Origin of the sequence: Pararhizobium sp. LjRoot255, from assembly GCF_964252905.1 — a bacterium.
Lineage (GTDB): Bacteria > Pseudomonadota > Alphaproteobacteria > Rhizobiales > Rhizobiaceae > Pararhizobium.
Genome location: NZ_CAXUPQ020000001.1, coordinates 2,450,001 through 2,476,655, shown reverse-complemented (window position 1 = coordinate 2,476,655; position 26,655 = coordinate 2,450,001). Strand labels below are relative to the sequence as shown.

Genomic DNA, 26,655 nt, shown 5'->3' with positions numbered 1-26,655 from the left:
TCATTTATAGTCTGAAGCATGCGCATTGCCGGATGAGAGCGGCCTGACGATAGCTGCGGGCTCACCGCCCCTAACGGCTGGCCCCCAGAGCAGGCTCTCGGGCGGCATTGCCAGAGAAAGGCCGTTCGTCTCGCAATCGCGATAGACGAGATCGATGACCTCATTTTTGGCCGGCATTCGGTTCGCCGGGCTCGCCACGCAGAACTGCAGCTCGACCTCGATAGCCATCGCATCAATCGCTTTGAGCGCGATGGCCGGCGGCGGAACCTTGACGATTCGCTCGCAGTCCCGCAGAACGCCCAGCATGACTTCTTCAACGACGGACGGCGCGTGAGTGGCGGCAATGTGCACGGTAAACGCAATCCAGTGCGTTTCGTCAGGACGGCTGAGATTGGTTACCCCTTGCTTCGCCAGGACGCCGTTGGGTACCACCACCACATTGTGCGCGCCGGTCAGCAGATTCGTCGAGCGCCAGTTGGTTTCGGCGACGCGCCCTTCCGTGCCGTCGCTGAGTCGGATCCAGTCGCCGATGACATAAGCCCGCCCGAGCGTGAGCGCGATCCCCGAAAAGACGTCGGCAAGCGTATTCTGCAGCGCCAGGCCGATGATGACGGCGACCACGCCCGAGGTGGCAACCAATGGGCCTATTGGCGCGCCAAAGACGAAGCCAATGATCGACAGCGCCACGCCGAGATAAACGACGGCGACGATCAGATCCTGCAGGAGATGTGCCTCCCGCGGCCTACGGTTGAGACCGATATAGATGTGCACGAAGCCGATGATCGTCCACGCAAGATGGGTCCACCAGAGGATCCTCGCCGACTTGGCAATTAATGGGCCGGTGCCCTCAAGCTCGGTCTGGTCGAGCTGGTAAGGTGAAATTCCGCCCAGCCCGAGCACGAGGCTCATCGTGGCGAAGAACAGAATTTGCACGATCAGCCGTCCGGTCGGACGGCTGCGTCCCTGAATGTGCCATATGAGAATGCCGGCGAGCCCCAGAATATTGATCAGGACAAGCGGCAGGAAATGATCTTCGCCGAACATGGCCGAGCTCACCAGCGGTGATTTTTAACGATGGGGAAAGGGCCGGATGCCGCAGACAACCGCTGGCCCTTTCGCCTACTTCTTGATCGGGAAAGTCAGTTCCTTCTCGCTGCTGTCGACGACGAAAACAGCCAACAGCTTGGCAGGCTTGGTCGTGCTGGCATTTTCGCTGACGCCATGCCGATCGCCCGGCATCTCGGAGAAGCTTTCGCCCGCCTTGTAGACCTTTACAGGACCGTCATTGACTTGGCTGCGGATGGCACCCTCTAGGACAGTCGCATAGATGAAGGCGGAGCTTGGGTGAGTGTGGGCCGAGGAAAAGCCGCCTGGACCATATTCAACGAGAACACTTTTCATGCTTTTGCCCCGGGCGTTCGGCAATTCGTGCTCGTAGACTAGGGTGACTTTGGCGTCCTTCTCACCGGCATCGTGGGCAGTAGCCGTCGTAGACAAGAGGGCAGCTACGGCAAGGGCAAGGATTGGCTTCATCATGTCGAATTCCTTTCTTGAGGGCTGGATGGTGCACCGCATGGGGCGGCACACCGTCATCCATTCATTTGCGGGCAGAGGTTGCGAACCACTGCTCGAAGGTGATCCGGCCGAGGAGAGGATTGTTATCGGAAACGAGCGAGCCATCTTCCAGTTTGGCGCCGAAGTAGCGCGCCTCCGGATCTGCCTCGACCTTGCGGGCATCGCCCATTGCTTTGAGGTAGCGGGCGACGAGCTCGTTCAGCCGGACACGCTCCGGCCCCGAGATCTCCACAACGCCATTGATCGGCGCGACCGTCGCAATGGCGGCCATGTTGTCGGCCACATCGTCCGAGGCGATGGGCTGGACGTAGGCTGGCGACAGATGCACCGTGTCGCCGATCGTGCCGGACTGGGCGATGCCGCTGAGAAATTCCATGAATTGCGTCGAGTGGACGATCGTATAGGGGACGCCGGATTCCCGGATGATCTTTTCCTGGGCGACCTTGGCCCGCATGTAGCCGCTGTCCGGCAACCGATCGACGCCGACGATGGAAAGCGCGATGTGGTGCTTTACGCCGGCTGCCTTTTCCGCAGCCATCAGATTGCGGCCCGACGTCTCAAAGAATTCGAGCACGGCCTTATCTTCGAAGGACGGCGAGTTTGCGAGGTCGATAACGACGGAGGCCCCGGCGAGAGCCTCGGGGAGACCTTCACCCGTGATCGTATTGACGCCGGTGTTCGGAGCGGCGGCAATGACTTCATGGCCTTGCTTGCGAAGGCGGTCGGCTGTCTTTGAACCGATCAGGCCGGTTCCGCCGATGATGACGATTTTCATGAGCTTCTCCATGCGCGGCCACTCGATGCGCCGCTTTGTTTGTTCGTTTTCGAAGGTCTTTGGTCCAGGCCGGCCCTGCGAAGCCGTGGATCTGTCGGCAGAGCCGGGCGCGCTCTGAACCAATAAGTGGTCAGTAATCCCAGAAGACCGGAACCCAGCGAAACGCATCGCCGTCGATCGCCACCCGGCCAACGGACGGGAACGGCAGGTGAGTGGCGACGAGCTGTTCGCCAGTCCGTGCCAGCTCCGTCAGAAGACGGACGCGAACGCGAGCCGCCTCCTCGGGATCGTGCTCGAAACCGTTGAACCAGTCGGGGTGATCGAAGCCGACCGTGAAAACGGCATCGCCAGCAAATGTTAGCCGGTCACCACCAGATGCCAGACGAACTACGCTGTGCCCCGGCGTATGGCCGCCGGTGCGCTGAACGACCACGCCTGGTGCCACCTCATGTCGTTCATCGAACTGCCGCAGATGGCTCCGGTATTCTTCCATGAAACGCTTGGCGGTTGCCTTAAGCGCGTCCGGGAATCCCTGCGGCATGTGGACGTGGGTAAAGTCGGGCGCCTCCCAAAACTTGACCTCAGCGGCTGCCACATGAATCTGCAGATCTGGTCGCAGCCGGTCCTTCACACCTTCGACGAGGAGACCGCCGATATGGTCCATGTGCAAATGGGTAAGCACAATATCGGTCACAGACCCAAGATCAATGCCGGCTGAGTCCAGTCGCCTGACCAACTGGCCAGCTCGCGGGAGGTTCAAATTCGGATCCAGTCCCAGCCCGGCGTCGATCAGGATGGTCCGATCCCCGCTGCGCACCAGGGCGACGTTGAGCGACCAGTCGAAAGCATCCGCTGGCAAGAACATCTCGTCCAGCCAGGCCGCCCGGGCGGCTGGATCAGCGTTGTGTCCCAGCATTTCAGTTGGGAGCGGTAGCACTCCATCGCTGACCACCAGCACGTCAATCTCGCCGACCCGCACCGCGTAGCGCGACGGGACCAACTCTTCGGGTCCCGTTCTGCCGAGTTGTGAGTTGTTGTCCAAGCTCATGTTGGTCTCCTGCTGAGCAATCGGGAGTTTCGTTTCTGTCTGCAACATAATGCGCTCCTGTTTTGGGTGATTGAAATGTGTCGGTTACAAGCCACGGCGCGGATTTTATGCTGAGGCGCGTTTGGCGGTCGATCCGGCCAAGGAAGAGGAAAGGCCATACCTGAGGATAGGGTAGCCTATGCTCTCAATGCGGTCGCAGCGGAGATTTGGCAGTGAAGAGGCTGGCACGAAGGAGCAGAGCTTTGCATTGGACCTTGCCGGGCGGATGAAACCGCCCGGCGCGTTCGCGTCTGCTCGACGATCAAGCGGCGCGCTTGTGGTCTGCCGGATGCTGCAGTCGAAAGCCGATTGCCAGCCGGTTCCAGGCATTGATCATGGCGATGCCGATAGACAGCGCCAGGAGTTCGTCTTCCGAGAAAGTGCTTTTGGCAACTTCATAATCCGCATCCGGCGCACGGCTCTCGGCGATATTGGTCAGCGACTCGGCCCAGGCGAGTGCTGCGCGCTCCCGGTCGCTGTAGAGCTGCGATTCGCGCCAGGCGCTCAGAAGAAGCATACGCTCTTCCGTCTCGCCCTGTTTCAGCGCGTCATGACGATGCATGTGCAGGCAATGAGCGCAGCCGTTGATCTGCGACACCCGCACCTTGACGAGCTCCATCAGTTTGGAATCGAAGCTCTTGGCAATCCAGGCCTCGACGGCAACGAGGCCATCGATGCCGTCATTCTTCCTGGCCAATATGTTCAAGCGTTTGGTCATCCTGCTCTCCGTGGATTGATTGCGATCGGGTCGAAGCTACGCGCGTCGCCCCGATCACCAACTATCCCCGGCATCGCGGATCATCCATCTGTCCGGAAGGCACGCCCGGTTAACATCTGATGGAGCTGAGCCTTGCCTATCGATCAGGTTTCTCGCCGTTTGGGCCAGCTCCTCCTATACTTCGGCAGTGGATAGGCGCGTCCCACGTAGAATGGTTTGCGACCGCAAACCCCTGCATTCTCCGGCATAGGCAACCGCAGCGTTAGGAGAAAGCAGATGCTCAAAATTATCAAGGTCTTGGCGCTTGGCGCCGCGATCGCCACGCTGACTGTCGCAAGCGCACAGTCCCAAGATCACGATCTCAAGCCGACAGTCGTTCTCGTTCATGGCGCCTTTGCCGAATCCTCGAGCTGGGATGCTGTGATTGCCCGCCTGACCAAGGATGGCTATGTTGCGATCGCGGCGGCCAACCCGCTTCGCAGCGTCGCGTCGGACGCCGCATCCGTCGCGGCGGTCGTTCGCGCCATCCATGGACCGGTGGTTCTGGTGGGCCATTCCTATGGTGGACCGGTCATCACCGAAGCCGCAAACGGCAATCCGAACGTGAAGGCCCTGGTTTATGTTGCAGGCTTCATGCCGGATACCGGCGAATCCAGCCTCACCCTGTCGGGTAAATTTCCGGGCGGTACACTTGCCGGCGCGCTTGCGCCCGTGACGCTGCCGGATGGCACGCAGGACCTCTACATCCAGCCGTCCAAATTTCATCTCCAGTTCGCCGCCGACGTTTCAGATGACAAGGCGGCGCTGATGGCCTCAACGCAGCGTCCCGTCGCCCAGGCTGCGCTCGCCGAACCCTCCGGCGCCGCATCGTGGAAGCTGCTGCCCTCCTACATGATCTACGGGTCCGCCGACCGCAACATTCCGCCAGCGGTCATGCGGTTCATGGCCGAGCGCGCGCACGCTGCGAAGACTGTCGTGGTCGACGGGGCCTCGCACGCGCTCATGGTCTCGAATCCCGGCGAAGTCACCGCTCTCATCGAAGAAGCGGCATCCGCCCGGTGAACGGCCGCCTTGTCGGTCCGGAGAAGTTTCGCCTCTAAACTTTCGCACAGTCCGCAGATGCTTTCGGCCAATAGTCTTCCGGGCCAGCGGTCGCCATCCTCGTTCGCATTTCAACCATCGTGAAGGATAAAATATGCAGGACATTTCAAATCCATCGGCTGTTAGCCTCTCACGCCGCGACGCTCTGCTCGGCAGCCTCACCGCCGGTATCGCAGCGGGTCTGCCCGCGGTTGCCGCCGCAAAGACTTCGAAGCAGCCTCTTCCCGCCACCATCAATCATGGAAAGCAAGCAATGAGCACGATCACCACCAAGGACGGCACAGAAATCTATTACAAGGACTGGGGTACCGGCCCGGTCGTCACCTTCTCGCACGGCTGGCCGCTAAGCTCCGATGCCTGGGACGGCCAGATGCTCTTCCTCGCCCAGCACGGTTTTCGCGTTGTGGCGCACGATCGCCGCGGCCATGGACGCTCCAGCAAGCCGACGTCGGGGAACGACATGAACGGATACGCCGACGATCTCGCCGCCGTTATCGAGGCGCTGGACCTCAGGGACGCAACGCTGGTCGGCCACTCCACCGGCGGCGGCGAGGTCGCCCGCTATATCGGTCGGCACGGCACGAAGCGTGTCGCCAAGGCCGTCCTCATCGCCGCCGTGCCACCGGTCATGGTGAAATCGGCGGCCAATCCGGAAGGCCTGCCGATCGAGGCGTTCGACGCGATCCGCGCCGGCCTCGTCAAGGATCGCTCGCAATTCTACCGCGACCTTGCCCCGCAATTCTACGGAGCCAATCGACCCGGCTCGAACGTTTCCCAGGGCACGCTCGACCAATTCTGGCTCTGGAGCATGCAAGCCGGCCTGCTGAGCGCCTATGAATGCGTCAAGGCATTCTCGGAAACCGACTTCACCGAAGATCTGAAGAAGTTCGATGTGCCGACGCTCGTCCTGCACGGGGAGGACGACCAGATCGTTCCGGTCAAGGATTCCGCCGTCAAGTCTGCCCGGCTGATCAAGGGCGCCAAGGATATCTACTATCCCGGCGCGCCGCACGGCATTACCGCCACGCATCAGGACCAGGTCAACGCCGACCTGCTCGCCTTCCTCAAAGCCTGACCCCACGGCTTGCGGAGCAGGCTGCCCTGCTCCGCGTCCCGTCCGTACCTGGCGCGGCAAGTCGCGCCATTTCCATTCACGCCCTTTCCATCATCGCCGTTTTAGAGGGCATCCAACATGCCGAAGACTTGGCTCATAACCGGCAGCGCCAGCGGGATCGGCCGTAGCACGGCCGAACTCGTGCTCGCACGCGGCGACAACCTTGTCGCGACAGCCCGAGACGTCAACCGCCTCCTCGACCTTGCGCGCCGCTACGGCAAGCAGGTTGTCCTCATTGAACTCGATGTGACGGACATGTCGGCATCGCGCGGCGCAGTCGACACCGCAATAGAGCGGTTCGGACGCCTCGACGTCCTGCTGAACAATGCCGGCTATGCGCATCTCAGCCCTTTTGAACAGGTCTCGGAAGACGATTTCAAGGCCGAGATCGACACGAATTTCTACGGCGTTGTCAATCTGACACGCGCCGCCCTCCCCGTGATGCGCCGGCAGAAATCAGGACATATCATCAACATTTCGTCCAGCTCGGCGCGCTTCGGCAGTCCTGGCTCCACCGCTTACGCCGCCGCCAAATGGGCGGTGAGTGGCTTCACCACTTCGCTCGCCAAGGAGGTCAAGCCGTTCGGCGTCACGGCCGTCGCCATCGAGCCGGGCAGTATCCGCACGAACTGGACGCGGGTCGCTCGCGGCCACATCCCGCCGCTGCTGCCGGAATACGAACCGACCGTCGGCGCGATCATGAAGATGACGGAGGGCTATGCCGGCACCGAGCCTGGCGATCCCGACAAGGTGGCCGCCGTCATCTTCGATCTTTCACGCTTGGATGATCTACCGGAACAGCTTGTCCTGGGAAGCGACGCGCTGGCGCGAATTGCCCAGAACGACGTGGTCCGATCGACAGCCGCGCTCCAATGGAACAAGGTCAGCCGGTCGCCGGATTTCGACGAGAATGCCACTCCCCTGCGGCTTTTGGACTGAGACAGGAACCCTCCAAGCGAATGTAGGATATTATTGAGGCTTGACAGTTTTCTACCAGGGCGGCCAAGCGACGGCATCGCCGAATACATGGATTTCCATAGGTTGCGGCCGTGCAGTGGCGCGAATAGTGTACGACACGGGATCGCTGACGCTGATATCGAGCTAGCCACTCGATATGCTGGCGGCGCCCAAGCTTTATTTCCCCTGCAGGAGCCGCCGATGACGCGCGTCTGGTCGTACCGCCCCCAACTCCTGCACCTGGGTCTGTTTTTTGCGGCCTATGTCCTGGGTTGCGGCTTTGCGCAGGCACTTGCAATCGTACCCGGAACAGGCATTTCCATATGGCCTCCGAGTGGGCTTTTCATTGCGACCCTTATCCTCGCACCCAAACAGAGCTGGCCGTGGTGGGTGTTGGTCGGCTGCCTCGGCGAGCTGTTCGGCAATGTCCTGTGGTTCCACAGCCCGCTGCCCGCCGCCGTCCTGATTTATGCCGGCAACGCGCTCGAAGCCATGGTCGGCGCGTGGCTCGTAAACCGGGCTTTGGGTCGGCCGGTTCGGCTCGAAACCTTGCGGGAAGTTCTTGTATTCGTCGTATTGGGCGCTGGAGCTGCCCCGGTGGTCAGCGCGACGGTCGGAAGTGCGACGCTTGCCTGGTTCGGCATACTTTCGCAAACTTTCTTGGGGGCCTGGCCTCTCTGGTGGATCGGGGATGCCACTGGCGTCCTGATCGTCGCGCCGCTCGCGCTGGTCGTGATCCAGAACTGGAACAGCAAGGCAGAGCTATCGGCTGCGCGATGGATAGAAGCGTGTGCCGTGGGACTGATCCTTCTCGGCGTCGCGGCCCTTTCGCTCGGCGGCTACCTGCCCTTTTCCTATATCATCATGCCGCCGCTGCTTTGGGCTGCCGTGCGTTTCGAGTTTAAAGGGGCTGCTGTTACTCTCGCCCTCCTCGCGCTAATAACCGCGATCTTCACGATATCCGGCGCCAGCCAGTTCGCCGGAAATGCCGAGAATCAACGCCACAACCAGATCATGCTGCAACTCTTCCTGGCGATCTCGGCATTTTCGGCCTTGGTCGTGGCCGCCATATCCCGGCAGCACCAGCTCGCGTTGCTGACATTACGCCAAAGTGTGGAGGCCCTGCGCGATAGAGAGCGAGAGCTCTCGCAGATAGTGAACATGGTCCCAGTCCACATCAGACGGCTGACGCCCGAAGGCGAGCCGACCTTCTTCAACAAGCGCCTGGTGGATTTTTTCGGGCTTGATCTGCAACAGTTGAACAGGCCAGGCACAAGCCAACTGGTGACAAACATTGAGACTCTCGTCCATCCAGATGATGCGCATAGCCTGTTACAAGCGGTGCGCGACGCCGTCGCTACCGGGGAACCATACTCGATGAAATATCGCATGCGTCGCGCCGACGGCGTGTATCGCTGGGTGGACGGCCGGGCGGAACCGCTGCGGGACGACAGCGGCAAAATCGTGCAATGGTTTGCAATTTCAATCGACATCGATGACGAGGTGCAGGCGCAGGAGGCCTTGCGCCACCGGGAGCGGGAGCTCTCGCAGCTTGTGGACGCCTTGCCAGTCCACATCTGGAGCTGGACGCCTGCTGGCAAGCTGGCGTACGTCAATAAGCGATCTTTGGAGGAGCTCGGCCTTTCCAAGGCGAACTTCGAAGATACCGTCCGAGTGGCGCAAAAGCTGGTTCATCCCGAAGATGCCCCCGCGGTGCTGCGAGCGTCAGCCAACTCCCTTAAAACTGGCGACGCCTTCATGATGCGATATCGCCGGCGTTGGAAAGATGGCAACTATCGCTGGATAGAGGCGCGCGCGCAACCTTTGCGCGATCAAGATGGAGCGATCGTTCACTGGTATCAGGTGTCCATCGACATCGACGATCAGGTGCAAGCCGAAGAGGAGCTGAAGAGCAGCAAGCGGCAATTGGAGCAAATGATCGACGCCATGCCCTTCAATATCCTGAGCTTTGCCGCTTCAGGCGAGATGACCTACACCAGCAAGCGATATCTCGACGACGTTGGTTCGCCGACGGCGGACATCAAAGACTTCGATGCGCTGGCTCGAGACGTGGCTCACCCTGAAGATTTTCCGACCATGTTTCGAAGAGCAACGAATGGCTTCGCGACCGGCCAGCCTTTCGTGAATCGGTTTCGCCGGCGCACGAAGGATGGCGTGTATCGCTGGATAGAAGCGCGCGCCCAGCCTCTGCGCGCTGCCGACGGCGCGATCGTGCAATGGTACATCGCGTCAATCGACATCGAAGACGAAATGCAGGCGCAGGAGGCGTTGCGCAACCGTGAACGAGAGTTCTCGCAGCTCGTGGACATGGTGCCGAGCCTTCTCTGGCGGCTTAGTCCTACCGGCGAGCCGACCTTCTTCAACAAACGCATGATGGACTTCTTCGGCGTCGACACGAGGGAAGCGGACAAGCTGGACACAAGCGGGAGAGTAGCCATCATCGAATCGGCCATCCATCCCGACGACTCGGCGGAAATGGCGAAAGCGCTCAACCATAGCTTGGCGACCGGCAAGCGGTTTTCCATGCGCTATCGGTTGCGAAGGGCGGACGGCGTCTATCGCTGGGTGGACGGTAGCGCCGAACCGCTGCGCGACGAAAGCGGGCGGATCGTCCAGTGGTACGGCCTTTCGCACGACATCGACGATCAACTCCGCGCGGAGGAAACCCTGCGAGAGAGCGAGAGGCAGCTTCGGAGGCTCGTTGATGCGCTGCCGACATTAATCTGGGCCGCCGCTGCGGATGGAGAGCCAACCTATTTGAACAGGCGACTGGCGGAATATGTGGGTTTGACATTGGTCGATCTCGATTCGCCCGACGCCAGCCGGTTGCAGATGGCGATCCAGAACTCCGTCCATCCCGACGATGCCGCCTCGGTCGGCCAGGCTCTCGCTCACTCGTTCACGACAGGCGAAACCTTCACCATGAAATATCGGCATCGTCGGGCCGATGGCACTTACCGCTGGATCATCGGTCGCGCAGAACCGCTCCGCGATACGGATGGCACCATCCTGCAGTGGTACGGAGTGAGCTTCGACATCGACGACGACGTGCGCACGCAGGAGGAATTGCGCCGGACGCAGGAGAGACTTGCAGTCGCGTCGCAGGCCGCAAGCCTCGCGGAACTCTCGGCATCGATCGCCCATGAGGTGAACCAACCGCTGGCCGCCATCGTCGCCAATTCGCATGCATGCCATCGCTGGCTGTCGGTCGAGCCTCCGAACGTGGAACGCGCGACGATCGTCGCCGCGCGCATTATCCGGGACGCCAACGCGGCGGCCGATATTGTCAGCCGCATCCGCGCCCTCTTCAGGCAATCCACGGAGACGAGGAACAGCACGACGCTCGCGAGTGTCGTTACCGAGGCTGGCGGCCTTATGGCCGAGGAAGGGGCTCGGCGTCGCGTTCGCATGGACATTTCCGTCGAAAGCGACCTGCCACCCGTCACGCTGGATTCCGTCCAGATTCAGCAGGTCCTGATCAATCTCATCCGCAACGGCATGGATGCGATGGATCTTATTGCAGGCGAAAAGGTTCTTGAGGTGCAGGCTCATCGCCTGGGTAACGAGGTTCAGACAGAAATCAACGATCATGGGCGCGGTATCGAATTTCCCGACCGGATTTTCGAACCCTTCTTTACGACGAAGGAAAACGGAATGGGCATGGGTCTCGCCATCTGCCGCTCGATCATCGAGGCACATGGCGGGCGTTTATGGGCCGAGAAGAATGAACCGCACGGCGCGCGATTCATTTTCACCTTACCGATTGCAACGAAAGCGGCACCATGACGGCGGATGACTATGTTGTTTTCATCGTGGACGATGACGGACGCATCCGGGAAGCGCTCGGCGAACTCCTGGAGGCCCACGGAATGCGCGCCATAGCCTTCGGGTCGGCGGGCGAATATGTGAACGCCGAGAAACCGGATGTTCCCGCCTGCCTGATCCTTGACGTCGAATTGCCCGATATCAACGGCCTCGAATTGCAGCGGCAGATCGCCGAGGGGGATCATCCGCCTATCGTCTTCATTACCGGGCACGGCGACATTCCGTCCTCGGTGCGGGCGATCAAGCACGGCGCCGTGGATTTTCTCACCAAGCCGTTCACCGATACCGACGTCCTGGCCGCAGTCCACACGGCGATCGCCGAAGATCGAAAAAACCGCTCGGAACGAGCCGAACTCGGCATGCTGAAGCAACGCTATCTCGAATTGACGACACGAGAGCGCGAGGTGCTTCCGCTCGTGGTGAGCGGTCTCCTCAACAAGCAGGCAGCATCCGAACTGGGGATCAGCGAAGTCACGCTGCAAATTCATCGAAGGAAAGTGATGCAGAAAATGGGAGCAGCATCGCTCGCCGATCTCGTGCGTATCGCAGAGAGATTGGGAATAGCGATCACCCACTCGCGCTGGCCGGGAGGGAACTAACTATGGATAAAAAGAAACCTATCATTGCGGTTGTCGATGATGATCCAAGGCTGCTCGAGTCGCTGGAAGAGCTGCTGGAATCCGCCGGCTATGCGGCTTGCTCCTTCCACTCGGCCGGGCATTTGCTTGTCCGCGGATTGGCAGACCTGGATGTGCTTATAACGGACATTGGCATGCCCGACACGAACGGCTTTGAACTTCGTGACATCGTGAAGAAGGCACGTCCGGAACTGCCGGTTTTCCTGATCACCGGCCGCCACGAAATCGCAGACCAGGGCCGCGCCCAGGGCATTAGCGGTTTTTTCCGCAAACCTTTTGACGCTCCTGCACTGCTCGTAGCCATCGCAGAGGCCTTGCAAAAATCGAGAAATGGAGGGTGACATGAGAGTGGACCAACCGTCCCGGAAATTGGCGCCGTTGTTAGCGCAGCGCAAGAGTGATGCAACAGAGCCGATCGTCATTATTGTCGATGACGATGCAGCCGTTCGGGAGGCTTTGTCGGAGTTGATTCTCTCGGCAGGCTTCCAGCCGGTCGGTTTCGCCTCGGCCCGCGAAGTGCTGGACGGCGACATATTGGACGGGCCAGGCTGCCTGATCCTCGACGTGCGCATGCCCGGAGCGAGCGGGCTGCATCTGCAACACCATCTAGTACGAAGCGGCAATCTCAAACCGATCATCTTCCTGACCGGGCACGGCGACATCCCGATGACGGTCGAGGCGATGAAAGCCGGCGCTGTAGACTTCCTCACCAAGCCTGTGCGTGACCAGACACTGCTCGATGCCGTGATCGCCGGTGTTGCGCTGGATGCAGCACGGCGCTCGGAGGCGCTGGTCGTCAAACGCAATCTCGAGCGCCTTGAGACGCTGACACACCGCGAGCGCGAGATCCTTCGCGAAGTCGCGCACGGGCGCCTCAACAAGCAGATCGCCTTCGACCTGAGCATAAGCGAAGTCACGGTCAAGCTGCATCGCTCCAACGTCATGCGCAAGATGGAGGCCGGCTCCATCGGAGAGCTGATCAGGGCGTGGGAGACCCTGCCTCCGGCGAAGCGCGAGGTCGGCGCGCCCGGATTTTGAGCGACCTATCCGGTAGGTAAGGAAGAGGCTGTTCTCAGGCTCGCTCCACATCCGCACGGATGCCCGCGTTAACAATAATGCCCGTTGCTCAGATCTTTTCGACGATGCTTGCCTCGCGGACCATGAAATCGCAAAACAACTTTACCCGCAACGGTACCGTGCGGCCAAAGGCGTGCAGTGCATTGAAGGGGAGTCTGGGAAGCGCAATTCCGGGCGCGATCGCGACAAGCGTGCCGGCCTCCAGTTCCTTCGCGACCAGGCATCGCAGAAGATAGGCCGCGCCTAACCCGCCGAGCGCAGCCTGAATAAGCGCGGCTCCCGAGTCGCAATCGATACGCCCGGAGGGAATAAAGCTCGTCTCATCCGCAAGACGCAGAGGCTGTGTGACGCCGCCCAATGTATAGCGGGCGAAGGGTAGAGCTGATAAGGCTTCGGTGGTCGCAGGATTGCCCCAGATCTCCAGAAAAACCGGAGACGCGACGATCGCCATCGGCAAGTCTGCCAGGTGGCGAACCATGAGATCTCCCTGTGCGGGATTACCTGCGCGCAGCGCAACGTCGTAGTCCTCCCTGATCAGATCAACGAACCGATCCGTAAGACCAATATCGAGATGCAGGTTCGGATAGTCGGCCGCAAAGCTGGTAAACAGACGCGGCAATAGCAGAGGTGCCAGTTCACTCGGCATGCTGATGCGCAAGCGGCCGGAAGGCGCGACTTCAGACCTAATCGCCTCGTCGCTCGAGTCCAGGTCCCGCAATAATGGCGCAACGCGTTCGAAGAAAATCTGACCGTCCTGGGTGAGCGTGAGGGCACGGGTGGAGCGCAGGAAAAGGCGGGCGCCGATCTTCTTTTCCAACCGCGCCACGCTCTTCGACACCGCTGATGGCGTCGTGTTCAGATTACGCGCTGCGGCGCTGAACGAGCCAGCCTCCACCGTCCGCACGAAAGCCATCAAGCCCGACGTCTCGTTCAACAGGTTCGGCATCTTCCTCTCCGTGGCACAGATCATGTGCCCGCCCATGATCTAATGGCGCGGGGTGGCAGCGATTATCTCGTCTGCAGCTGAAAAGGAGATAAACAATGCAGTACCTCAAAGACAAGGTCGCCGTCATCACCGGCGGCAATAGCGGCATCGGCAAGGCAACTGCCCGGCTGTTCGCGGAAGAAGGAGCGCAGGTCGTCATCACCGGCCGGCGGCAGGACGTCATCGACCGGGCCGTGCATGAAATCGGCCATTCAACCATTGGTTTCGTGGGCGACGTCGCCGACCTTGCAGATCATGGCAAGCTGGCAGACATTGTGAAGAACCGCTTTGGCGGGCTCGATATCTACATGGCCAATGCCGGTGTCATCAACCTTACTGCGTCCGCCGATGTGAAGCCGGAAGATTACGACCGGCACTTCGCTATCAATACACGCGGCGTGTTCTTCGGCGTGCAGACGATCGCGCCGCTAATGCGAGATGGAGGCAGCATCATCGTCACGAGTTCGCTCGCGGCAACAAAGGTCCTGCCCGACCATACGATCTATGCCGGGTCGAAGGCCGCTGTCGCCGCCTTTGCGAAAAACTGGGCGATCGAGTTCAAGTCGCGGCGGATCCGCGTCAACATCCTGAGCCCGGGACCGGTCGAGACCGAAATCCTCGGCAAGCTCGGCGTGTCGGAAGACGATCGCCCGGCCTTCGAAGATCATATGGCTTCGCTCATCCCGGTGGGCCGTCTGGGCCGGCCGGAAGAACTGGCGCGGGCAGCACTCTTCCTCGCTTCCGATGCTGGGAGCTTCGTCAACGGGATCGAGCTTCATGCCGATGGCGGAATGACCTTAGTTTAAGAGGACTGAAAAATGCAGAAATAGCATAATCTCGAAATCCTCGACTGCGCGGAAGACTGGTCCGCTGCGCCGTGTGAGGAGGCTTACGCAAAGCCGGCACAACCCCTCAGAATGCTGTGCCGGCAACTCGGGCACGATGGTGCGCAAGCCGCCAGCGATGTTCGTCCGTCAAAGGAATCGGCGAATGCCAGCGCAGTTCAGCGCGCGCGATCTCACTTAGGTTAGCGGAAAACACCGGTCGTCCGTCGTCATCGAAGGTAACGAGCCCACGATCAAACGCTGCGCCCCAGAGTGCCGACAGCAGTAACCCATTATAGACGTCCAGCCAGCACGCCGCGCCATTCGTCGAGCCGCTCGTCTTCATCCCAATCGAGATCATAGCCCAGCGGATCCTTTTCGCGAGCGATGGCATTTCCAAGAGCCCTTGCCCGTTTGATCGCCGCATCAGATCGAGCCAGCACTTCATCGATGTCGGCAAACTCGGCGTCGAGCACGATGGCACTGTCATCACCGTCCTCCCCTATTCTCCTCACGAGCCCCGTCGCCTATCGGCGGTGGGATTCTTTCAATCAGCCGCCAAGGCCGGTCAGCCTCCCTGCCCTCACTTGCAACCGCGGTCTTCGCTGCCGTTGAGAATGCTCATGACGACATCGCCATCGAGCGCCTGGGCATCGAACAATGCTCGGATCAGAGCGTTGAACACATCCCTGCGGTCTTGCAGGACCGCTCTTGCGCTTTCCAGTGCCACCTCCAACCTGCGATGAACGCGGGCCGCAAGCCGCGGATCGCGGTCAATTACTTCAGCCGGACTGCGATGAGGCCGATAGAGTAGCGGATGCTCGGCGCCAAAGCCGAGGGTTCTCTCCATATCGATCGCCATCCGGGTTGCCCGCGCCAGATCGCTATCATCCGTGCCGGCGGATCCGCTCGATAGACGCTTAAGGACGAGGGCCTCGGCGGCCCGGCCCGCCATGAGCATGGCGAGCATGTTTTTGTACCATTCCAGGGTAGCAGTCCCAGACGGATTGAAGCCGAGCAGATTGTAGCCGCCCTGCCCGGTGTCGATGTTGAGACCATGGATCGGCCCGAGGTCGAGAACATGATGGACGACAGCATGCCCGGCCTCGTGAATGGCGAAGCGATAACGCAGATCATAGGGGACGGGCGGGCGATCAAGCCGGATGCCCTCCTCGATATCCTCGTAACGGATCAGCCGCCTCTCGCGTCGAGCCTTGAGACGTGCCTGCCGGACGATCCGCTCGATATCGGCGCCCGTCAAACCCATCGCTCGGGTCGCCAGACGCGTTAGGATAGTTTGGACCGGATTGGCTTCATCCGCGACTGCCGACAAATCCACGGTGGTGTTGCTTTGCATCGCGGTCATAGACTTGTTCCTTTTCGTTCCACGGCATGTTCGCCGGGGCCTTCTTCTCTCTCCGGGACGTCGTCCTGCTGCGGGTTCGAGATCAGCGGATCACCATCCAGCGAAGGCTCCTCATCCCCACGCGGCCCCTCGGGATTCAGCGCCATGTCCTGAATGGTTTTGCGGACCAGCGACAGCACATCGTCGCCGAGATGATGGACGAGGATTTCCGCCAGCGTCGCGACATCCGGCTTCGGGATTTCGATATGGGTCTCCAACCTTCCGGATCGCTTCAGCGCCTCGTCGATATCGTCGGGGCGGTTGGTGGCGCCGACGATGATCAGTCCCTCGCTTTTCACCGCGCCGTCCAGGAGTTCCAACGCCTTGTTGACCACCGCATTCCAATAGTCGGCATATTCGCGTTCGGCGGGCTGGCGTTTGCCGATGCCATCGATCTCGTCAATGAACAGGATCGCCGGCGCCATGGCGCGTGCCTCGATGAAGGTCTTGCTCATCTTGTCGATCACGTCGTTGAGGTGGCCGCCCTGCAGCCAGGTCGAGACGGAGGTCACGACCAGCGGGATCTGCAAGCTGTTGCAGAGTGCGCGGGCGAAGGTCGTCTTGCCGGTGCCGGGCGGGCCTGAGAGCAGCAGCTTGGTGCTCATCTCGGACCATGTCAGTACGCTCGCCTGGTAATCGTCCAGATCCGCCTTGAGATCGAGGGCCCAGTCCTTCGCCTTGCCGTACCCGGAAAGGGTCTCGACGGTCACTGGCGGCTTGTGGCCAATCTCGGCTGCTGATGGCAAAGGCTCCGGCTGGATAACCTCGGCGCCGGAAGGCTTGTCCCGCTTCCAGCGACCGTTGTTCTCACTGTCGGAGGGCTTGGGCTTCTCGTCCGACCCTGCCGCTCTCTCCGGGGACGCGGCTAAGGATTTCGATCCAGAACCCTTGGAACCGGACGTTGTCGCGATATCGCCAGCATCGCCGCCGTCCTCATCCTCCGCATCCTTGCGATTGTACTCGACGAGCACGGCAAGCACGCTGAGTGCTTCGCCGAGATCGCGGCCCGGACGAAAGGCGAGGATCAAATCATCGAGCGACAGCCAGCGCGCATCGCCATCGGCTGGGAGATCTTCGTCGTCGACCAATGTGCCCGGATAGAGTGCTTCGACCAGATCGCCGACGAACTGCCGATCAAGTTTTCCTGTCTCCAATGGCAGGTCGGCGGAGATCTGCAGCATGGCGGGAATGGCCGATCGCTTTTCGGCATTCGTGAGGATAGGAAAGTCACGGGAAAGCGCGCCGATCACGCGACGACGCAGGGATTTGCCGGTGACCCGATGCGCCGCTTCGCCCTGGAACACGACCAACCGCTTGCGGCTTTCGCCTTCGTAGATATCGAAATGGCTGTCATCGAACATCTGGTCGGCATCGACGATGGCGAAGGGGCTGCCGGGTACAAGCCCAGACGTCTGCAGAAGCCGCAGCACTTCCCGTTCGAAGCCGGCGAGCGGTGCATTCAATGTGATCACGGGGGGCGCATGAGCCACAGTGCGAATGATGTCGCGGAGTGGTTTCGTCTCCTTCGCCACGCTCCGCGCCAGCACCAGTGCGGCGACAACGTGACTGACCAGCGGCGCATCGGCTGCCCTGCCAACAAGGCCGACCGCGTAGGCACGCCGATCGACGCCTGTGCCGAGTGCGGCATTCTGCACAGCCGTACCACGACGCTTTCGGGGAAAGGCGACCAGTGGCGATGCGCGCTTCTCGTCCACGGTCTCCATCGTAACGACGACATCGCCACCAATGCCGGATGTAACGCTGGACGCCTCCTTGGGCGCAACAAGCCCTGCACCAAAGCACCGCCGGAACCAGTCACGGTCACGCGCCGGATAACCCGTCAACGCTCCCGTGTCGAAAGCCGGACTGTAGCGGCAGAGCAGATGACCATCGACATCAACGATCTTGCCCTCGAGCAAACCATTGCGCAGCACGCGCCTCGCGGCGGGCGAGTGCCGAAGACGGCTGACAAAAAGGCGGGCGACCTTATCCATCGACGCGCCCTCCCGTGTCAGCGGCAATAATTGCCGTTTCGGGATTTTGCACCAGATCGCGCGGCCGCCTCCGGATGCGCCTGCGCCCATCAATGGGCCCAGATTTCGCGGAAGCAGCGAGAACACGATCGCGCGGCGAACGGCGCAGACGCAGGGTATCTGCCGACACGATGGCCGGAATCGACGAGGCCAAACGCTCGTTCTTAGGCCGAGCAAGATCCCGGTTGCGATTCGGCAGCCAGTCGATCAGCAACCGGCATGCCGGGTTGCCCTCGTCTTCAAGCGCGCTCAACCGAAGCATCAAGGGCTCAGGCACATGGCCGTCCAGCAAACGGCCTTGCCGAATGAAGGCGAATGCCAGGCCGATCAGAACGGCGGGATCATCGGAATCGCTTCGCCCGGCCTTACTGTCGTGGGGTTCAAGGTGGCGAACGTTCTCCAGCCTTTCATGAACGCAAGGCGGCGAGATGGTATGGGTCGTGATCGCTTCGCAGCGGAAGCCGGTCGCAGACGGGCGGTGGCTATCGGTGGACATGATTGTCTCCTCGCCGGAGCGTATAGCTTCCGGCGTTCTTGGAATGGATAGGACTGGAGGAAACGGGCCACGCCTTGACGGCGCGGCCGCGGTCAGTGCCGTCGGGTTAACGGCCTGTCAGTTCTGGCGAGGACGGCGGGCGAAGCCGACCCGGATGCGGACCGGTTCCGGTTTGTCATCCTGATCCTCGTCGAAGCAGCCGAGGTCATCGGGATCGCCATCTTCATCCCGCGCTGCGATTGCCTGCTCTTCCTCGTAACTGCGAGCCGGACCATTCAACTGGACCAGCGGCTTGCCGGGTGTGTGCAACGCAGTCGCCGACGCCAAGCGCCTTTCGGGCTTCCGCTTCCAGAAGCTGCTGCACCCGGCGGCCGAAGCGCGACCGCAACTCGGCCATGCAGACAGCAACTCCGTCGATCTCCCGCAGATCGTCAATCTCGGACACCGCCCAGACACCGGTGGCATGATCGCTCGGACGGCTGGCGCCATCAACAATGGCGACTTCGACCGTATCGACCATCACGCGCTTGTGGTTCTTGTAGAGCCAGTCCGGCAGAACCATCGCCGCGGTCATCATTTTCATCTTCAGCTCTTCGAGACGGCTCGTGTCACCGTAGGACGCAAGCGACCGTTTGAGGTCGAGGATGTACGCCGTGTGCCGTGCCCGGTTCACAACAATGAGGTCCGGCGTGTAGCTGCCCTTCGCCGGAGCCTCGCAATCAAGCTTGATCCCGTCGAGGCTTTGCCAGTCGTTTCCGGACACGGCTTCGAGTGCAGCCTTGACCAGCGGCAGCTTCAAGGATTGGGTCAAGACGGTGACGTTTGGGTTCGCCTTCGCCAGACGTTCGACCGCTTGCTCCAAAAGCTTGCCTTCCCGGAACGATACCGCACGGACCAGCGAGGCGATGTGGACATAATGGCCGAGGATCTCATCCTCGACCGGTTCGCCGTCGGCAATCGCCGCGATGGCGCGATCGATCAAAAGATCGAGATCAGCCTCGACATCACGAAAGCGAACGAGATGCGGATGACGGCGCAATGCAGCCGGTTGGCCCTCTTCATGACGATCTCAAGCATGGCGGTCAGAGGTGCAACAGATGTGCTGGACGATTTCCATCAGCGGGTCGTGGCCATGCTTGTTCAGCAGGGTTTCGATGAGCAGGCCTCGGATGAAGTCTTCGATGATCTCGTTGCGAAGTACCGGACGGGCGCCTCGCCGTTTCGTCGCAAGGTCCACCTGCTTTATCCGGACGGCGCCGATGAGGAGCGCTGACCGGATGCGCGCGACCTGCTTCTCCCGATTTCTGCCTTCTTCACTCGACGATGCCGTTGGAACGCCTAACGGCGTTTGATAGTTTTTTTGACTTCTCCCCCCATTACTTCGTAGAACGCCGCTTGATTCTGAATCGGATCTTTCAACCGTTCGTCGCTCGAAGGCTGGCACCATAAGCGGGGCATGATCACCCCTCGACATCTGCTACGCCGCTTAAACCGTTGCATATGAGCCACAACGGTTCGCAAACCGCACCTAGTTACCAAATCACTAACTAGCAGTGGCGCGGCGCAATCTCTCTTGGCAGCTCAACGCCCCTCGCTGTCCCAATTTGAGATTCGGGATAAATTTCGCTAGGCGAGCGTCAAGATCCGAGCGGTTCGGCAAGTGTTCAACAGGCCAGCCCGCAACGGAAAGGAGGCGCCCATGGTTCACGAATGCCATGTCGACGGCGCCACGATCCAGCCGTTGCGAGACATCGAGTGCGAGGATGATCCCGGTTTCGGAATCTGCACCGGCCGCATGCGCGATGAGGTGCTCCGCGCGGTCCGTCGTCGAAGACGACGACGAACCGCGAGGGAAAGGACCAACCATGTCGCGTTTGAACAAAACCCAGTTTCTGGGATCGACTTCGTATTCCCTGGAACTCGAGCGTGCGAAGGCTGAAGCCTTCGCCGCCAAGCACGGGCAGATTCTGTCCGGCTTCCACACTTCGCTGAAGGCAAGCACGCCCGTAGCCCGCCCGAACATCGTCCGTCTGGCATCGCCTGTCTGGGTCGTGATCGGCAGCAACTTACTGGGCGCTGGAGTCGACGCCGATCCCGTGATGTCAGCGACGTACATCGACGAGAAGATGAAGACGTTTTACTGCACGTTTTCGCTTTCCTACGGGTCTGCGGACGATGATGTCGTCAAGCGCATGATGGTCATGCTCAGCCTCGTATTGCCTGACATCGCATCCCTGCTGCGTGAACTGGACATGCTTTTGGCGGCGGGAGCCGACCAAACACATCCTCGTGTCCAGGAGATCGCGCAAGAGCTTCCGGAACTGATGCTCGGTGTCCAGCACGCAGTCATTGCGGCTGCATTTGGGCGCATCGTAGACGAAGACGATATTCAGTCCATCCCTGACGAGCAGTCCGCCTCCTGTCTCCATTAGCACCAGAGGCGCCGGCGGCAATAATTGCCGCCAACATCCGCCGCTCGCCGAGCCATGATGGCTTGGCAAGGCGTCGGGGCTCCCAAACCCCATCCCGCCGGCTACCATGTCCCCCGATTTTCATCTCGATATGAGAGACCACGATGACCAAGACTGTCCTGTTTTATGCCCGCTACACCGACCGCCAGCACGAAGTGTCGATCGAAACGCAGATCGAACTCGGTGAGGCCTTTGCCAAAAGGCAGGGCTGGAAGCTGGTGGAAACCTATTCGGACGCCGCGATCAGCGGAACCAGCTATCAGCTTCGCCCCGGCATTCAGAAGCTTATTGCGCATGTGAAGCGTGAGCGCATCGATGTCGTCCTCTGTGTCACTGTCGATCGCCTGTCGCGTGACGTCGAGCACAGCGCGAAGATCCTCAAGGAAGCTTCGCTATCGTGACGTCGAGCTGTGGACCGTCCATGCCGGCACGCCGGTCACCGACCTTGAGCTGGCGATGCGTGCCGCGCTCAGCCATGAACTGGTTGAACAGATCCGCTACCGGACAAGGCATGAAGACGGCTGTGCGCAAGGGCAAGGCGTCCACCTGCCTTGCCTATGGGTACATGCTGTCCCAGCAGCGCGATGCAAACGGCGACCGGATCAGGGGGCTTCGCGAGATCGACCCGGACAAGGCAGAGATCGTCCAGCGCATCTTCAAGCTCTGTGCCGACGGCATGTCGCCGCGCGACATCGCGCATCTGTTGAACAATGAAAGCGTTACCGGTCCACGTGGCAAAAAATGGCGCGACACGGCCATTCGCGGCCATGTCAGCCGTGGCACCGGCATCCTCAACAACGAGAGCTACATCGGCCGCATGGTCTGGAACAAGCGCAACTATCGCAAGAACCCGGACACCGAGCGCAGAACTGCCCGCGTCAACGATGCAAACGAGTGGGTGCTGAGTGATGTACCGTCCATGCGCATTGTCCCTGACGAACTGTGGCAGCGCGTGAAGAGCCGGCAAAAGGAGATCGGCGATTTGTTCGACTTCGGGCAGAGTAACCGGCTCAATGCGACGCAGCGCCCGGAATATCTCCTCAGCCGCATGCTTGAATGCGCCGAATGCGGCGGCCCCTATGCAATCTCCGGCAAGGACCACTATAGCTGCACCAACCATCGCAAGCGGCTGCCGATCGACGAGCTTGGCGGCGAATGCTGCCGCAACACCAAAACCATCAAGCGCCAGGACCTGGAGGAACGGGTGCTCAACTGCATCCCCGTTGCCTTCTACTCCCTCGACATCTTCGATCGGATTTCGGAGAAGATGATCGCGCATGAAGTCGGCATGTTGAAGCGTGCGCCTTCCCGCAAAGATGCGTTGAACGCCGAGCTTGCGACGATCAAGACAACCCAGAAGAGCCTCATGCAGCAGATCCAAGACCGCCATGCCGAAGGCCGGCCCCGCCTCGCCATCCTGGACGACCAGCTCGATGAACTGGAAGTCACGCGTGAGAAGCTGGTGCTGGAACTCGCCGATGCCGAAGCGCCGGCGGAGGATTTTCAGGAGAAGATCGCCAATCTGAAGACGCAGTTCAATCCGGCCAATGTCGAGATCAGCATCCGCAGGCTGCTCTTCCTCGCCCGCAACAATGCCGACGAACACGCCAAGCAACGCCTGATGCCGATCGTGCGTGATCTCATCCAGACCGTCGTCATCGGCAAGACGCCCGGCCATCAGCCGGCGACGCTCGAAGTGCATGGCCGTATCGCCAGCGTCATGGCGGCGTTGGATGCGGCAACCGCGATGGAGAAGCGGTTCCAGGTCGAGAAACACAATGATTATCTCGAGAAGCTGGCAGCCGGCGAATTGGACACGGAGCAGAAACAAAAAAAGCTCCTCGACGCTTACGCGGAGGAGCTTCGGTGCAAATACCCCGAGTGGGAGAATTTGCAAGTTTCAGTGGTTGCGGGGGCAGGATTTGAACCTGCGGCCTTCAGGTTATGAGCCTGACGAGCTACCGGGCTGCTCCACCCCGCGTTATCTGTGCAAGTCCGAAGGACTTGTCGCATCCGTGCAAATCCCGGAGGGATTTGTCGCATCCGGCATTTGGCCGAACCAAATGCCGTTGGTTTTAACCGGCATATATTACCGAAGCAAAAAGGCCGCTTGAGGGCGGCCCGGTTGTTCGGCTGGGCCGGAGATTGAAGAGAAGATTTTTGTTTCACATGCGGCTCGTCGAAAGCGGCTTCTGGCGCCTGTGTTTGGTTTGTTTCTTGCCTTTAATAGACCTGGCAGCGACCTACTCTCCCGCGTCTTGAGACGGAGTACCATCGGCGCTGGGGCGTTTCACGGCCGTGTTCGGAATGGGAACGGGTGCAGCCACCCCGCAATAACCACCAGGTCAACTAAGGGCAAGAATTGCGCTGGCGACAGCGCAAAACCAAAATGAGAAGCTGGCGAGGGAAACCCTCTTTTATCTTTTGAACACGTCTTTTCAGAGCTGTTTTGAGCCCATCCGGAGCGAAAGCTCCGCAAGGCCAAGGGCCGTCGGGCAACGTTGCCCGGCCCGTCCGGAGCGCAGGCCTAAAGGGCCGACAGCGTCAGGACAAAACAAAACAGCTCGGGATCATTGAAGCGCCTTGGGCGCTTCGATGAGCACTAGCAATGAGAACAATCAAGCCAATCGAACGATTAGTACCGGTAAGCTTCACACATTACTGCGCTTCCACACCCGGCCTATCAACGTGGTAGTCTTCCACGGTTCTCAAGGGAATACTCGTTTTCAGGTTGGTTTCCCGCTTAGATGCCTTCAGCGGTTATCCATTCCATATATAGCTACCCTGCTATGCGGCTGGCGCCACAACAGGTCCACCAGAGATATGTCCATCCCGGTCCTCTCGTACTAGGGACAGATCCTGTCAATATTCCTACACCCACGGCAGATAGGGACCGAACTGTCTCACGACGTTCTGAACCCAGCTCACGTACCGCTTTAATTGGCGAACAGCCAAACCCTTGGGACCTGCTCCAGCCCCAGGATGCGATGAGCCGACATCGAGGTGCCAAACAACCCCGTCGATATGGACTCTTGGGGGTCATCAGCCTGTTATCCCCGGCGTACCTTTTATCCGTTGAGCGATGGCCCTTCCACACGGGACCACCGGATCACTATGACCGACTTTCGTCTCTGCTCGACTTGTCAGTCTCGCAGTCAGGCGGGCTTATGCCATTGCACTCGACGACCGATTTCCGACCGGTCTGAGCCCACCATCGCGCGCCTCCGTTACTCTTTCGGAGGCGACCGCCCCAGTCAAACTACCCACCATACACTGTCCCGGATCCGGATAACGGACCGCGGTTAGACATCCATGACGATAAGGGTGGTATTTCAAGGATGGCTCCACGAGAACTGGCGTCCCCGCTTCAAAGCCTACCACCTATCCTACACATGCCGACACGAATGCCAGTGTAAAGCTATAGTAAAGGTGCACGGGGTCTTTCCGTCTGACCGCAGGAACCCCGCATCTTCACGGGGAATTCAATTTCACTGAGTCTATGCTGGAGACAGCGGGGAAGTCGTTACGCCATTCGTGCAGGTCGGAACTTACCCGACAAGGAATTTCGCTACCTTAGGACCGTTATAGTTACGGCCGCCGTTTACTGGGGCTTCGATTCAAAGCTTGCACCTCTCCTCTTAACCTTCCAGCACCGGGCAGGCGTCAGACCCTATACGTCGTTTTGCAACTTCGCAGAGCCCTGTGTTTTTGATAAACAGTCGCTACCCCCTGGTCTGTGCCACCCCAACACACTTGCGTGCGATGGGGTCACGCTTCTTCCGAAGTTACGCGTGCAATTTGCCGAGTTCCTTCAGCATAGTTCTCTCAAGCGCCTTGGTATACTCTACCTGACCACCTGTGTCGGTTTCGGGTACGGTCTATACGGTGGAGCTATTTCCTGGAACCGCGTCCCCGCCCAGCCAATCCAATAAGGCTGAACAAGTTAAGCAATCCGTCACTACCACCAGGCCCACGAATATTAACGTGGTTCCCATCGACTACGCATTTCTGCCTCATCTTAGGGGCCGGCTAACCCTGCTCAGATTAACTTTAAGCAGGAACCCTTGGTCTTTCGGCGAGGGAGTCTCTCACTCCCTTTATCGTTACTCATGTCAACATTCGCACTTCCGATACCTCCAGGAGCCCTCACGGGTCTCCCTTCACAGGCTTACGGAACGCTCCGCTACCACACGTATCACTACGTATCCTCAGCTTCGGTGCATGGCTTTAGCCCCGTTACATTTTCGGCGCAAAGACCCTTATTTAGACCAGTGAGCTGTTACGCTTTCTTTAAATGATGGCTGCTTCTAAGCCAACATCCTGGTTGTTTTGGGATCCTCACATCCTTTCCCACTTAGCCATGACTTGGGGACCTTAGCTGGAGGTCAGGGTTGTTGCCCTCTTCACGACGGACGTTAGCACCCGCCGTGTGTCTGCCGACTAGTACTCCTCGGTATTCGGAGTTTGGTTAGGATCAGTAAGACGGTGAGTCCCCATAGCCCATCCAGTGCTCTACCCCCGAGGGTATTCGGTCGACGCACTACCTAAATAGTTTTCGCGGAGAACCAGCTATTTCCGAGTTTGATTGGCCTTTCACCCCTAGCCACAAGTCATCCCAATCTATTGCAACAGATGCGGGTTCGGTCCTCCAGTTGGTGTTACCCAACCTTCAACCTGCTCATGGCTAGATCACTCGGTTTCGGGTCTAATGCGACGAACTGAACGCCCTGTTCAGACTCGCTTTCGCTGCGCCTTCACCTATCGGCTTAAGCTTGCTCGTCACACTAAGTCGTTGACCCATTATACAAAAGGTACGCCGTCACCCTTGCGGGCTCCGACTGTTTGTAGGCAACCGGTTTCAGGTTCTATTTCACTCCCCTTGTCGGGGTGCTTTTCACCTTTCCCTCACGGTACTTGTTCGCTATCGGTCATGCACGAGTACTTAGGCTTGGAGGGTGGTCCCCCCAATTTCAAACAGGATTTCACGTGTCCCGCCTTACTCAAGGACCTTGGGTGTTCTACATGTACGGGGCTATCACCCGCTACGGCCGGACTTTCCATTCCGTTCCACTTTATTCCCCAAGGCCACTGGCCTGGTCCGCGTTCGCTCGCCACTACTTGCGGAGTCTCGGTTGATGTCCTTTCCTGCAGGTACTTAGATGTTTCAGTTCCCTGCGTTCGCTTCTTACCCCTATGTATTCGAAGGTAAGATACCTTATCACAATGCTTAGAAACCCAAGCCGTCATCGCTGACAGTTTGGATTTTCTAAGCATTTAAGGTGGGTTTCCCCATTCGGAAATCCATGGATCAAAGCTCATTCGCAGCTCCCCACGGCTTATCGCAGCGTATCACGTCCTTCATCGCCTGTGCATGCCAAGGCATCCACCAATTGCCCTTATTTCACTTGATCGTTCTCATTGCCAATGCTCATCCTTAAGCCACCATCCCGAAGGGATGGGGCGCTGCAGTTACCTTTTACAACCACAGCAAATCCAGATGCCATCGACGTGTTCGATCCGTTCCCCATCTGAAGGCACGCCGGTGCACTTCGG

General features: G+C 59.7%; 22 protein-coding genes, 1 tRNA gene, 2 rRNA genes and 1 pseudogene. 12 read left to right on the top strand and 14 right to left on the bottom strand.

Translation table 11 applies throughout. The features are described 5' to 3' along the window. From ACSQ2W_RS12030 to ACSQ2W_RS12010, 5 genes are all read right to left on the bottom strand, one after another. Positions 1-1,044: a mechanosensitive ion channel family protein gene (locus ACSQ2W_RS12030; protein WP_436086435.1), complete on the bottom strand. Its 1,044-nt coding sequence runs from the start codon at positions 1,042-1,044 to the stop codon at positions 1-3. Positions 1,045-1,119: 75 nt separating this feature from the next. Further along, positions 1,120-1,536, bottom strand: a complete 417-nt coding sequence (locus tag ACSQ2W_RS12025) for a cupin domain-containing protein (RefSeq protein WP_436086434.1) — start codon at positions 1,534-1,536, stop codon at positions 1,120-1,122. Positions 1,537-1,597: 61 nt separating this feature from the next. Continuing rightward, positions 1,598-2,350 carry an SDR family oxidoreductase gene (locus tag ACSQ2W_RS12020; RefSeq protein ID WP_436086433.1) on the bottom strand — a complete coding sequence of 251 codons (753 nt, stop codon included), beginning with the start codon at positions 2,348-2,350 and terminating at the stop codon, positions 1,598-1,600. 130 nt (positions 2,351-2,480) lie between these two features. After that, on the bottom strand, positions 2,481-3,446 hold the full coding sequence (locus tag ACSQ2W_RS12015; protein ID WP_436086432.1) for an MBL fold metallo-hydrolase: 966 nt from the start codon (positions 3,444-3,446) through the stop codon (positions 2,481-2,483). Positions 3,447-3,699: 253 nt separating this feature from the next. Then, positions 3,700-4,155 (bottom strand): carboxymuconolactone decarboxylase family protein, encoded by a 456-nt coding sequence (locus ACSQ2W_RS12010; RefSeq protein WP_436082448.1) that lies wholly within the window; start codon positions 4,153-4,155, stop codon positions 3,700-3,702. Between the two features lie 276 nt (positions 4,156-4,431). Here ACSQ2W_RS12010 and ACSQ2W_RS12005 point away from each other — a divergent pair, with 276 nt between their 5' ends. The 7 genes from ACSQ2W_RS12005 (at position 4,432) to ACSQ2W_RS11975 (ending at position 12,849) form a co-directional block, all read left to right on the top strand. Continuing rightward, complete coding sequence (locus ACSQ2W_RS12005) at positions 4,432-5,217, top strand: alpha/beta fold hydrolase (protein ID WP_436086431.1); 786 nt, start codon at positions 4,432-4,434, stop codon at positions 5,215-5,217. A 133-nt stretch (positions 5,218-5,350) separates the two neighbouring features. Beyond that, entirely contained in the window at positions 5,351-6,331 is a 981-nt protein-coding gene (locus tag ACSQ2W_RS12000) for an alpha/beta fold hydrolase (protein WP_436086430.1), read from the top strand. A gap of 117 nt (positions 6,332-6,448) precedes the next feature. Then, positions 6,449-7,309 (top strand): SDR family oxidoreductase, encoded by an 861-nt coding sequence (locus ACSQ2W_RS11995; protein WP_436086429.1) that lies wholly within the window; start codon positions 6,449-6,451, stop codon positions 7,307-7,309. Between the two features lie 219 nt (positions 7,310-7,528). Next, positions 7,529-11,134: a PAS domain-containing protein gene (locus ACSQ2W_RS11990; RefSeq protein ID WP_436086428.1), complete on the top strand. Its 3,606-nt coding sequence runs from the start codon at positions 7,529-7,531 to the stop codon at positions 11,132-11,134. After that, positions 11,131-11,772 carry a response regulator transcription factor gene (locus ACSQ2W_RS11985; protein ID WP_436086427.1) on the top strand — a complete coding sequence of 214 codons (642 nt, stop codon included), beginning with the start codon at positions 11,131-11,133 and terminating at the stop codon, positions 11,770-11,772. The genes ACSQ2W_RS11990 and ACSQ2W_RS11985 overlap by 4 nt, the downstream gene beginning before the upstream one ends. 2 nt (positions 11,773-11,774) lie before the next feature. Further along, a complete protein-coding gene (locus ACSQ2W_RS11980) occupies positions 11,775-12,152 on the top strand; it encodes a response regulator (RefSeq protein WP_436086426.1) in 378 nt (125 codons plus the stop codon). Between the two features lies 1 nt (position 12,153). Continuing rightward, complete coding sequence (locus ACSQ2W_RS11975; RefSeq protein WP_436086425.1) at positions 12,154-12,849, top strand: response regulator transcription factor; 696 nt, start codon at positions 12,154-12,156, stop codon at positions 12,847-12,849. A gap of 88 nt (positions 12,850-12,937) precedes the next feature. Here the strand turns inward: ACSQ2W_RS11975 and ACSQ2W_RS11970 are convergent, their stop codons facing one another. Continuing rightward, positions 12,938-13,870, bottom strand: a complete 933-nt coding sequence (locus ACSQ2W_RS11970) for a LysR substrate-binding domain-containing protein (RefSeq protein WP_436086424.1) — start codon at positions 13,868-13,870, stop codon at positions 12,938-12,940. 59 nt (positions 13,871-13,929) lie between these two features. Here ACSQ2W_RS11970 and ACSQ2W_RS11965 point away from each other — a divergent pair, with 59 nt between their 5' ends. After that, complete coding sequence (locus tag ACSQ2W_RS11965; protein WP_436086423.1) at positions 13,930-14,679, top strand: SDR family NAD(P)-dependent oxidoreductase; 750 nt, start codon at positions 13,930-13,932, stop codon at positions 14,677-14,679. A gap of 326 nt (positions 14,680-15,005) precedes the next feature. Here ACSQ2W_RS11965 and ACSQ2W_RS11960 read toward each other — a convergent pair. The 5 genes and pseudogenes from ACSQ2W_RS11960 to ACSQ2W_RS11940 form a co-directional block, all read right to left on the bottom strand. After that, a pseudogene (locus ACSQ2W_RS11960) lies at positions 15,006-15,200 on the bottom strand (RHE_PE00001 family protein); the annotation flags it as partial. An 80-nt stretch (positions 15,201-15,280) separates the two neighbouring features. Next, a complete protein-coding gene (locus tag ACSQ2W_RS11955) occupies positions 15,281-16,063 on the bottom strand; it encodes an ATP-dependent Zn protease (RefSeq protein ID WP_436086422.1) in 783 nt (260 codons plus the stop codon). Next, positions 16,060-18,096, bottom strand: a complete 2,037-nt coding sequence (locus ACSQ2W_RS11950; RefSeq protein ID WP_436086421.1) for an AAA family ATPase — start codon at positions 18,094-18,096, stop codon at positions 16,060-16,062. The genes ACSQ2W_RS11955 and ACSQ2W_RS11950 overlap by 4 nt, the downstream gene beginning before the upstream one ends. After that, a complete protein-coding gene (locus tag ACSQ2W_RS11945; RefSeq protein ID WP_436086420.1) occupies positions 18,089-18,631 on the bottom strand; it encodes a hypothetical protein in 543 nt (180 codons plus the stop codon). The genes ACSQ2W_RS11950 and ACSQ2W_RS11945 overlap by 8 nt, the downstream gene beginning before the upstream one ends. A 223-nt stretch (positions 18,632-18,854) precedes the next feature. Next, complete coding sequence (locus ACSQ2W_RS11940; RefSeq protein WP_436086419.1) at positions 18,855-19,493, bottom strand: hypothetical protein; 639 nt, start codon at positions 19,491-19,493, stop codon at positions 18,855-18,857. Positions 19,494-19,547: 54 nt separating this feature from the next. Between ACSQ2W_RS11940 and ACSQ2W_RS11935 the strand changes: the two genes are divergently transcribed. The 4 genes from ACSQ2W_RS11935 to ACSQ2W_RS11920 all read left to right on the top strand — a co-directional run bounded on the left by ACSQ2W_RS11935 (position 19,548) and on the right by ACSQ2W_RS11920 (position 23,050). After that, positions 19,548-19,904 carry a hypothetical protein gene (locus ACSQ2W_RS11935; RefSeq protein WP_436086418.1) on the top strand — a complete coding sequence of 119 codons (357 nt, stop codon included), beginning with the start codon at positions 19,548-19,550 and terminating at the stop codon, positions 19,902-19,904. A gap of 592 nt (positions 19,905-20,496) precedes the next feature. Then, a complete protein-coding gene (locus ACSQ2W_RS11930) occupies positions 20,497-21,063 on the top strand; it encodes a hypothetical protein (protein WP_436086417.1) in 567 nt (188 codons plus the stop codon). Positions 21,064-21,206: 143 nt separating this feature from the next. Next, positions 21,207-21,503: a recombinase family protein gene (locus ACSQ2W_RS11925; protein WP_436086416.1), complete on the top strand. Its 297-nt coding sequence runs from the start codon at positions 21,207-21,209 to the stop codon at positions 21,501-21,503. A gap of 20 nt (positions 21,504-21,523) precedes the next feature. Continuing rightward, a complete protein-coding gene (locus ACSQ2W_RS11920) occupies positions 21,524-23,050 on the top strand; it encodes a recombinase family protein (RefSeq protein WP_436087765.1) in 1,527 nt (508 codons plus the stop codon). Here ACSQ2W_RS11920 and ACSQ2W_RS11915 read toward each other — a convergent pair. The 3 genes from ACSQ2W_RS11915 to ACSQ2W_RS11905 all read right to left on the bottom strand — a co-directional run bounded on the left by ACSQ2W_RS11915 (position 23,007) and on the right by ACSQ2W_RS11905 (position 26,513). Then, positions 23,007-23,083: transfer RNA gene (locus ACSQ2W_RS11915), tRNA-Met, on the bottom strand. The genes ACSQ2W_RS11920 and ACSQ2W_RS11915 overlap by 44 nt on opposite strands. A gap of 249 nt (positions 23,084-23,332) precedes the next feature. Next, positions 23,333-23,447, bottom strand: a 5S ribosomal RNA gene (gene rrf, locus ACSQ2W_RS11910). Positions 23,448-23,716: 269 nt separating this feature from the next. Then, a 23S ribosomal RNA gene (locus tag ACSQ2W_RS11905) occupies positions 23,717-26,513 on the bottom strand. Positions 26,514-26,655 lie beyond the last annotated feature (142 nt).

Excerpts from the sequence above, each read along its gene's own strand:
- ACSQ2W_RS12005 (WP_436086431.1), top strand. The coding sequence starts at position 4,432 with ATGCTCAAAATTATCAAGGTCTTGGCGCTTGGCGCCGCGATCGCCACG.
- ACSQ2W_RS11985 (WP_436086427.1), top strand. The coding sequence starts at position 11,131 with ATGACGGCGGATGACTATGTTGTTTTCATCGTGGACGATGACGGACGC.
- ACSQ2W_RS11925 (WP_436086416.1), top strand. The coding sequence starts at position 21,207 with ATGACCAAGACTGTCCTGTTTTATGCCCGCTACACCGACCGCCAGCAC.
- ACSQ2W_RS11975 (WP_436086425.1), top strand. The coding sequence starts at position 12,154 with ATGAGAGTGGACCAACCGTCCCGGAAATTGGCGCCGTTGTTAGCGCAG.
- ACSQ2W_RS12000 (WP_436086430.1), top strand. The coding sequence starts at position 5,351 with ATGCAGGACATTTCAAATCCATCGGCTGTTAGCCTCTCACGCCGCGAC.
- ACSQ2W_RS11965 (WP_436086423.1), top strand. The coding sequence starts at position 13,930 with ATGCAGTACCTCAAAGACAAGGTCGCCGTCATCACCGGCGGCAATAGC.
- ACSQ2W_RS11920 (WP_436087765.1), top strand. The coding sequence starts at position 21,524 with ATGCCGGCACGCCGGTCACCGACCTTGAGCTGGCGATGCGTGCCGCGC.
- ACSQ2W_RS12015 (WP_436086432.1), bottom strand. The coding sequence starts at position 3,446 with ATGTTGCAGACAGAAACGAAACTCCCGATTGCTCAGCAGGAGACCAAC.
- ACSQ2W_RS11980 (WP_436086426.1), top strand. The coding sequence starts at position 11,775 with ATGGATAAAAAGAAACCTATCATTGCGGTTGTCGATGATGATCCAAGG.
- ACSQ2W_RS12020 (WP_436086433.1), bottom strand. The coding sequence starts at position 2,350 with ATGAAAATCGTCATCATCGGCGGAACCGGCCTGATCGGTTCAAAGACA.
- ACSQ2W_RS12025 (WP_436086434.1), bottom strand. The coding sequence starts at position 1,536 with ATGATGAAGCCAATCCTTGCCCTTGCCGTAGCTGCCCTCTTGTCTACG.
- ACSQ2W_RS12030 (WP_436086435.1), bottom strand. The coding sequence starts at position 1,044 with ATGTTCGGCGAAGATCATTTCCTGCCGCTTGTCCTGATCAATATTCTG.
- ACSQ2W_RS11995 (WP_436086429.1), top strand. The coding sequence starts at position 6,449 with ATGCCGAAGACTTGGCTCATAACCGGCAGCGCCAGCGGGATCGGCCGT.
- ACSQ2W_RS11990 (WP_436086428.1), top strand. The coding sequence starts at position 7,529 with ATGACGCGCGTCTGGTCGTACCGCCCCCAACTCCTGCACCTGGGTCTG.
- ACSQ2W_RS11950 (WP_436086421.1), bottom strand. The coding sequence starts at position 18,096 with ATGGATAAGGTCGCCCGCCTTTTTGTCAGCCGTCTTCGGCACTCGCCC.
- ACSQ2W_RS11930 (WP_436086417.1), top strand. The coding sequence starts at position 20,497 with ATGTCGCGTTTGAACAAAACCCAGTTTCTGGGATCGACTTCGTATTCC.
- ACSQ2W_RS11945 (WP_436086420.1), bottom strand. The coding sequence starts at position 18,631 with ATGTCCACCGATAGCCACCGCCCGTCTGCGACCGGCTTCCGCTGCGAA.
- ACSQ2W_RS11935 (WP_436086418.1), top strand. The coding sequence starts at position 19,548 with ATGGCCGAGGATCTCATCCTCGACCGGTTCGCCGTCGGCAATCGCCGC.
- ACSQ2W_RS11955 (WP_436086422.1), bottom strand. The coding sequence starts at position 16,063 with ATGACCGCGATGCAAAGCAACACCACCGTGGATTTGTCGGCAGTCGCG.
- ACSQ2W_RS11970 (WP_436086424.1), bottom strand. The coding sequence starts at position 13,870 with ATGGGCGGGCACATGATCTGTGCCACGGAGAGGAAGATGCCGAACCTG.
- ACSQ2W_RS12010 (WP_436082448.1), bottom strand. The coding sequence starts at position 4,155 with ATGACCAAACGCTTGAACATATTGGCCAGGAAGAATGACGGCATCGAT.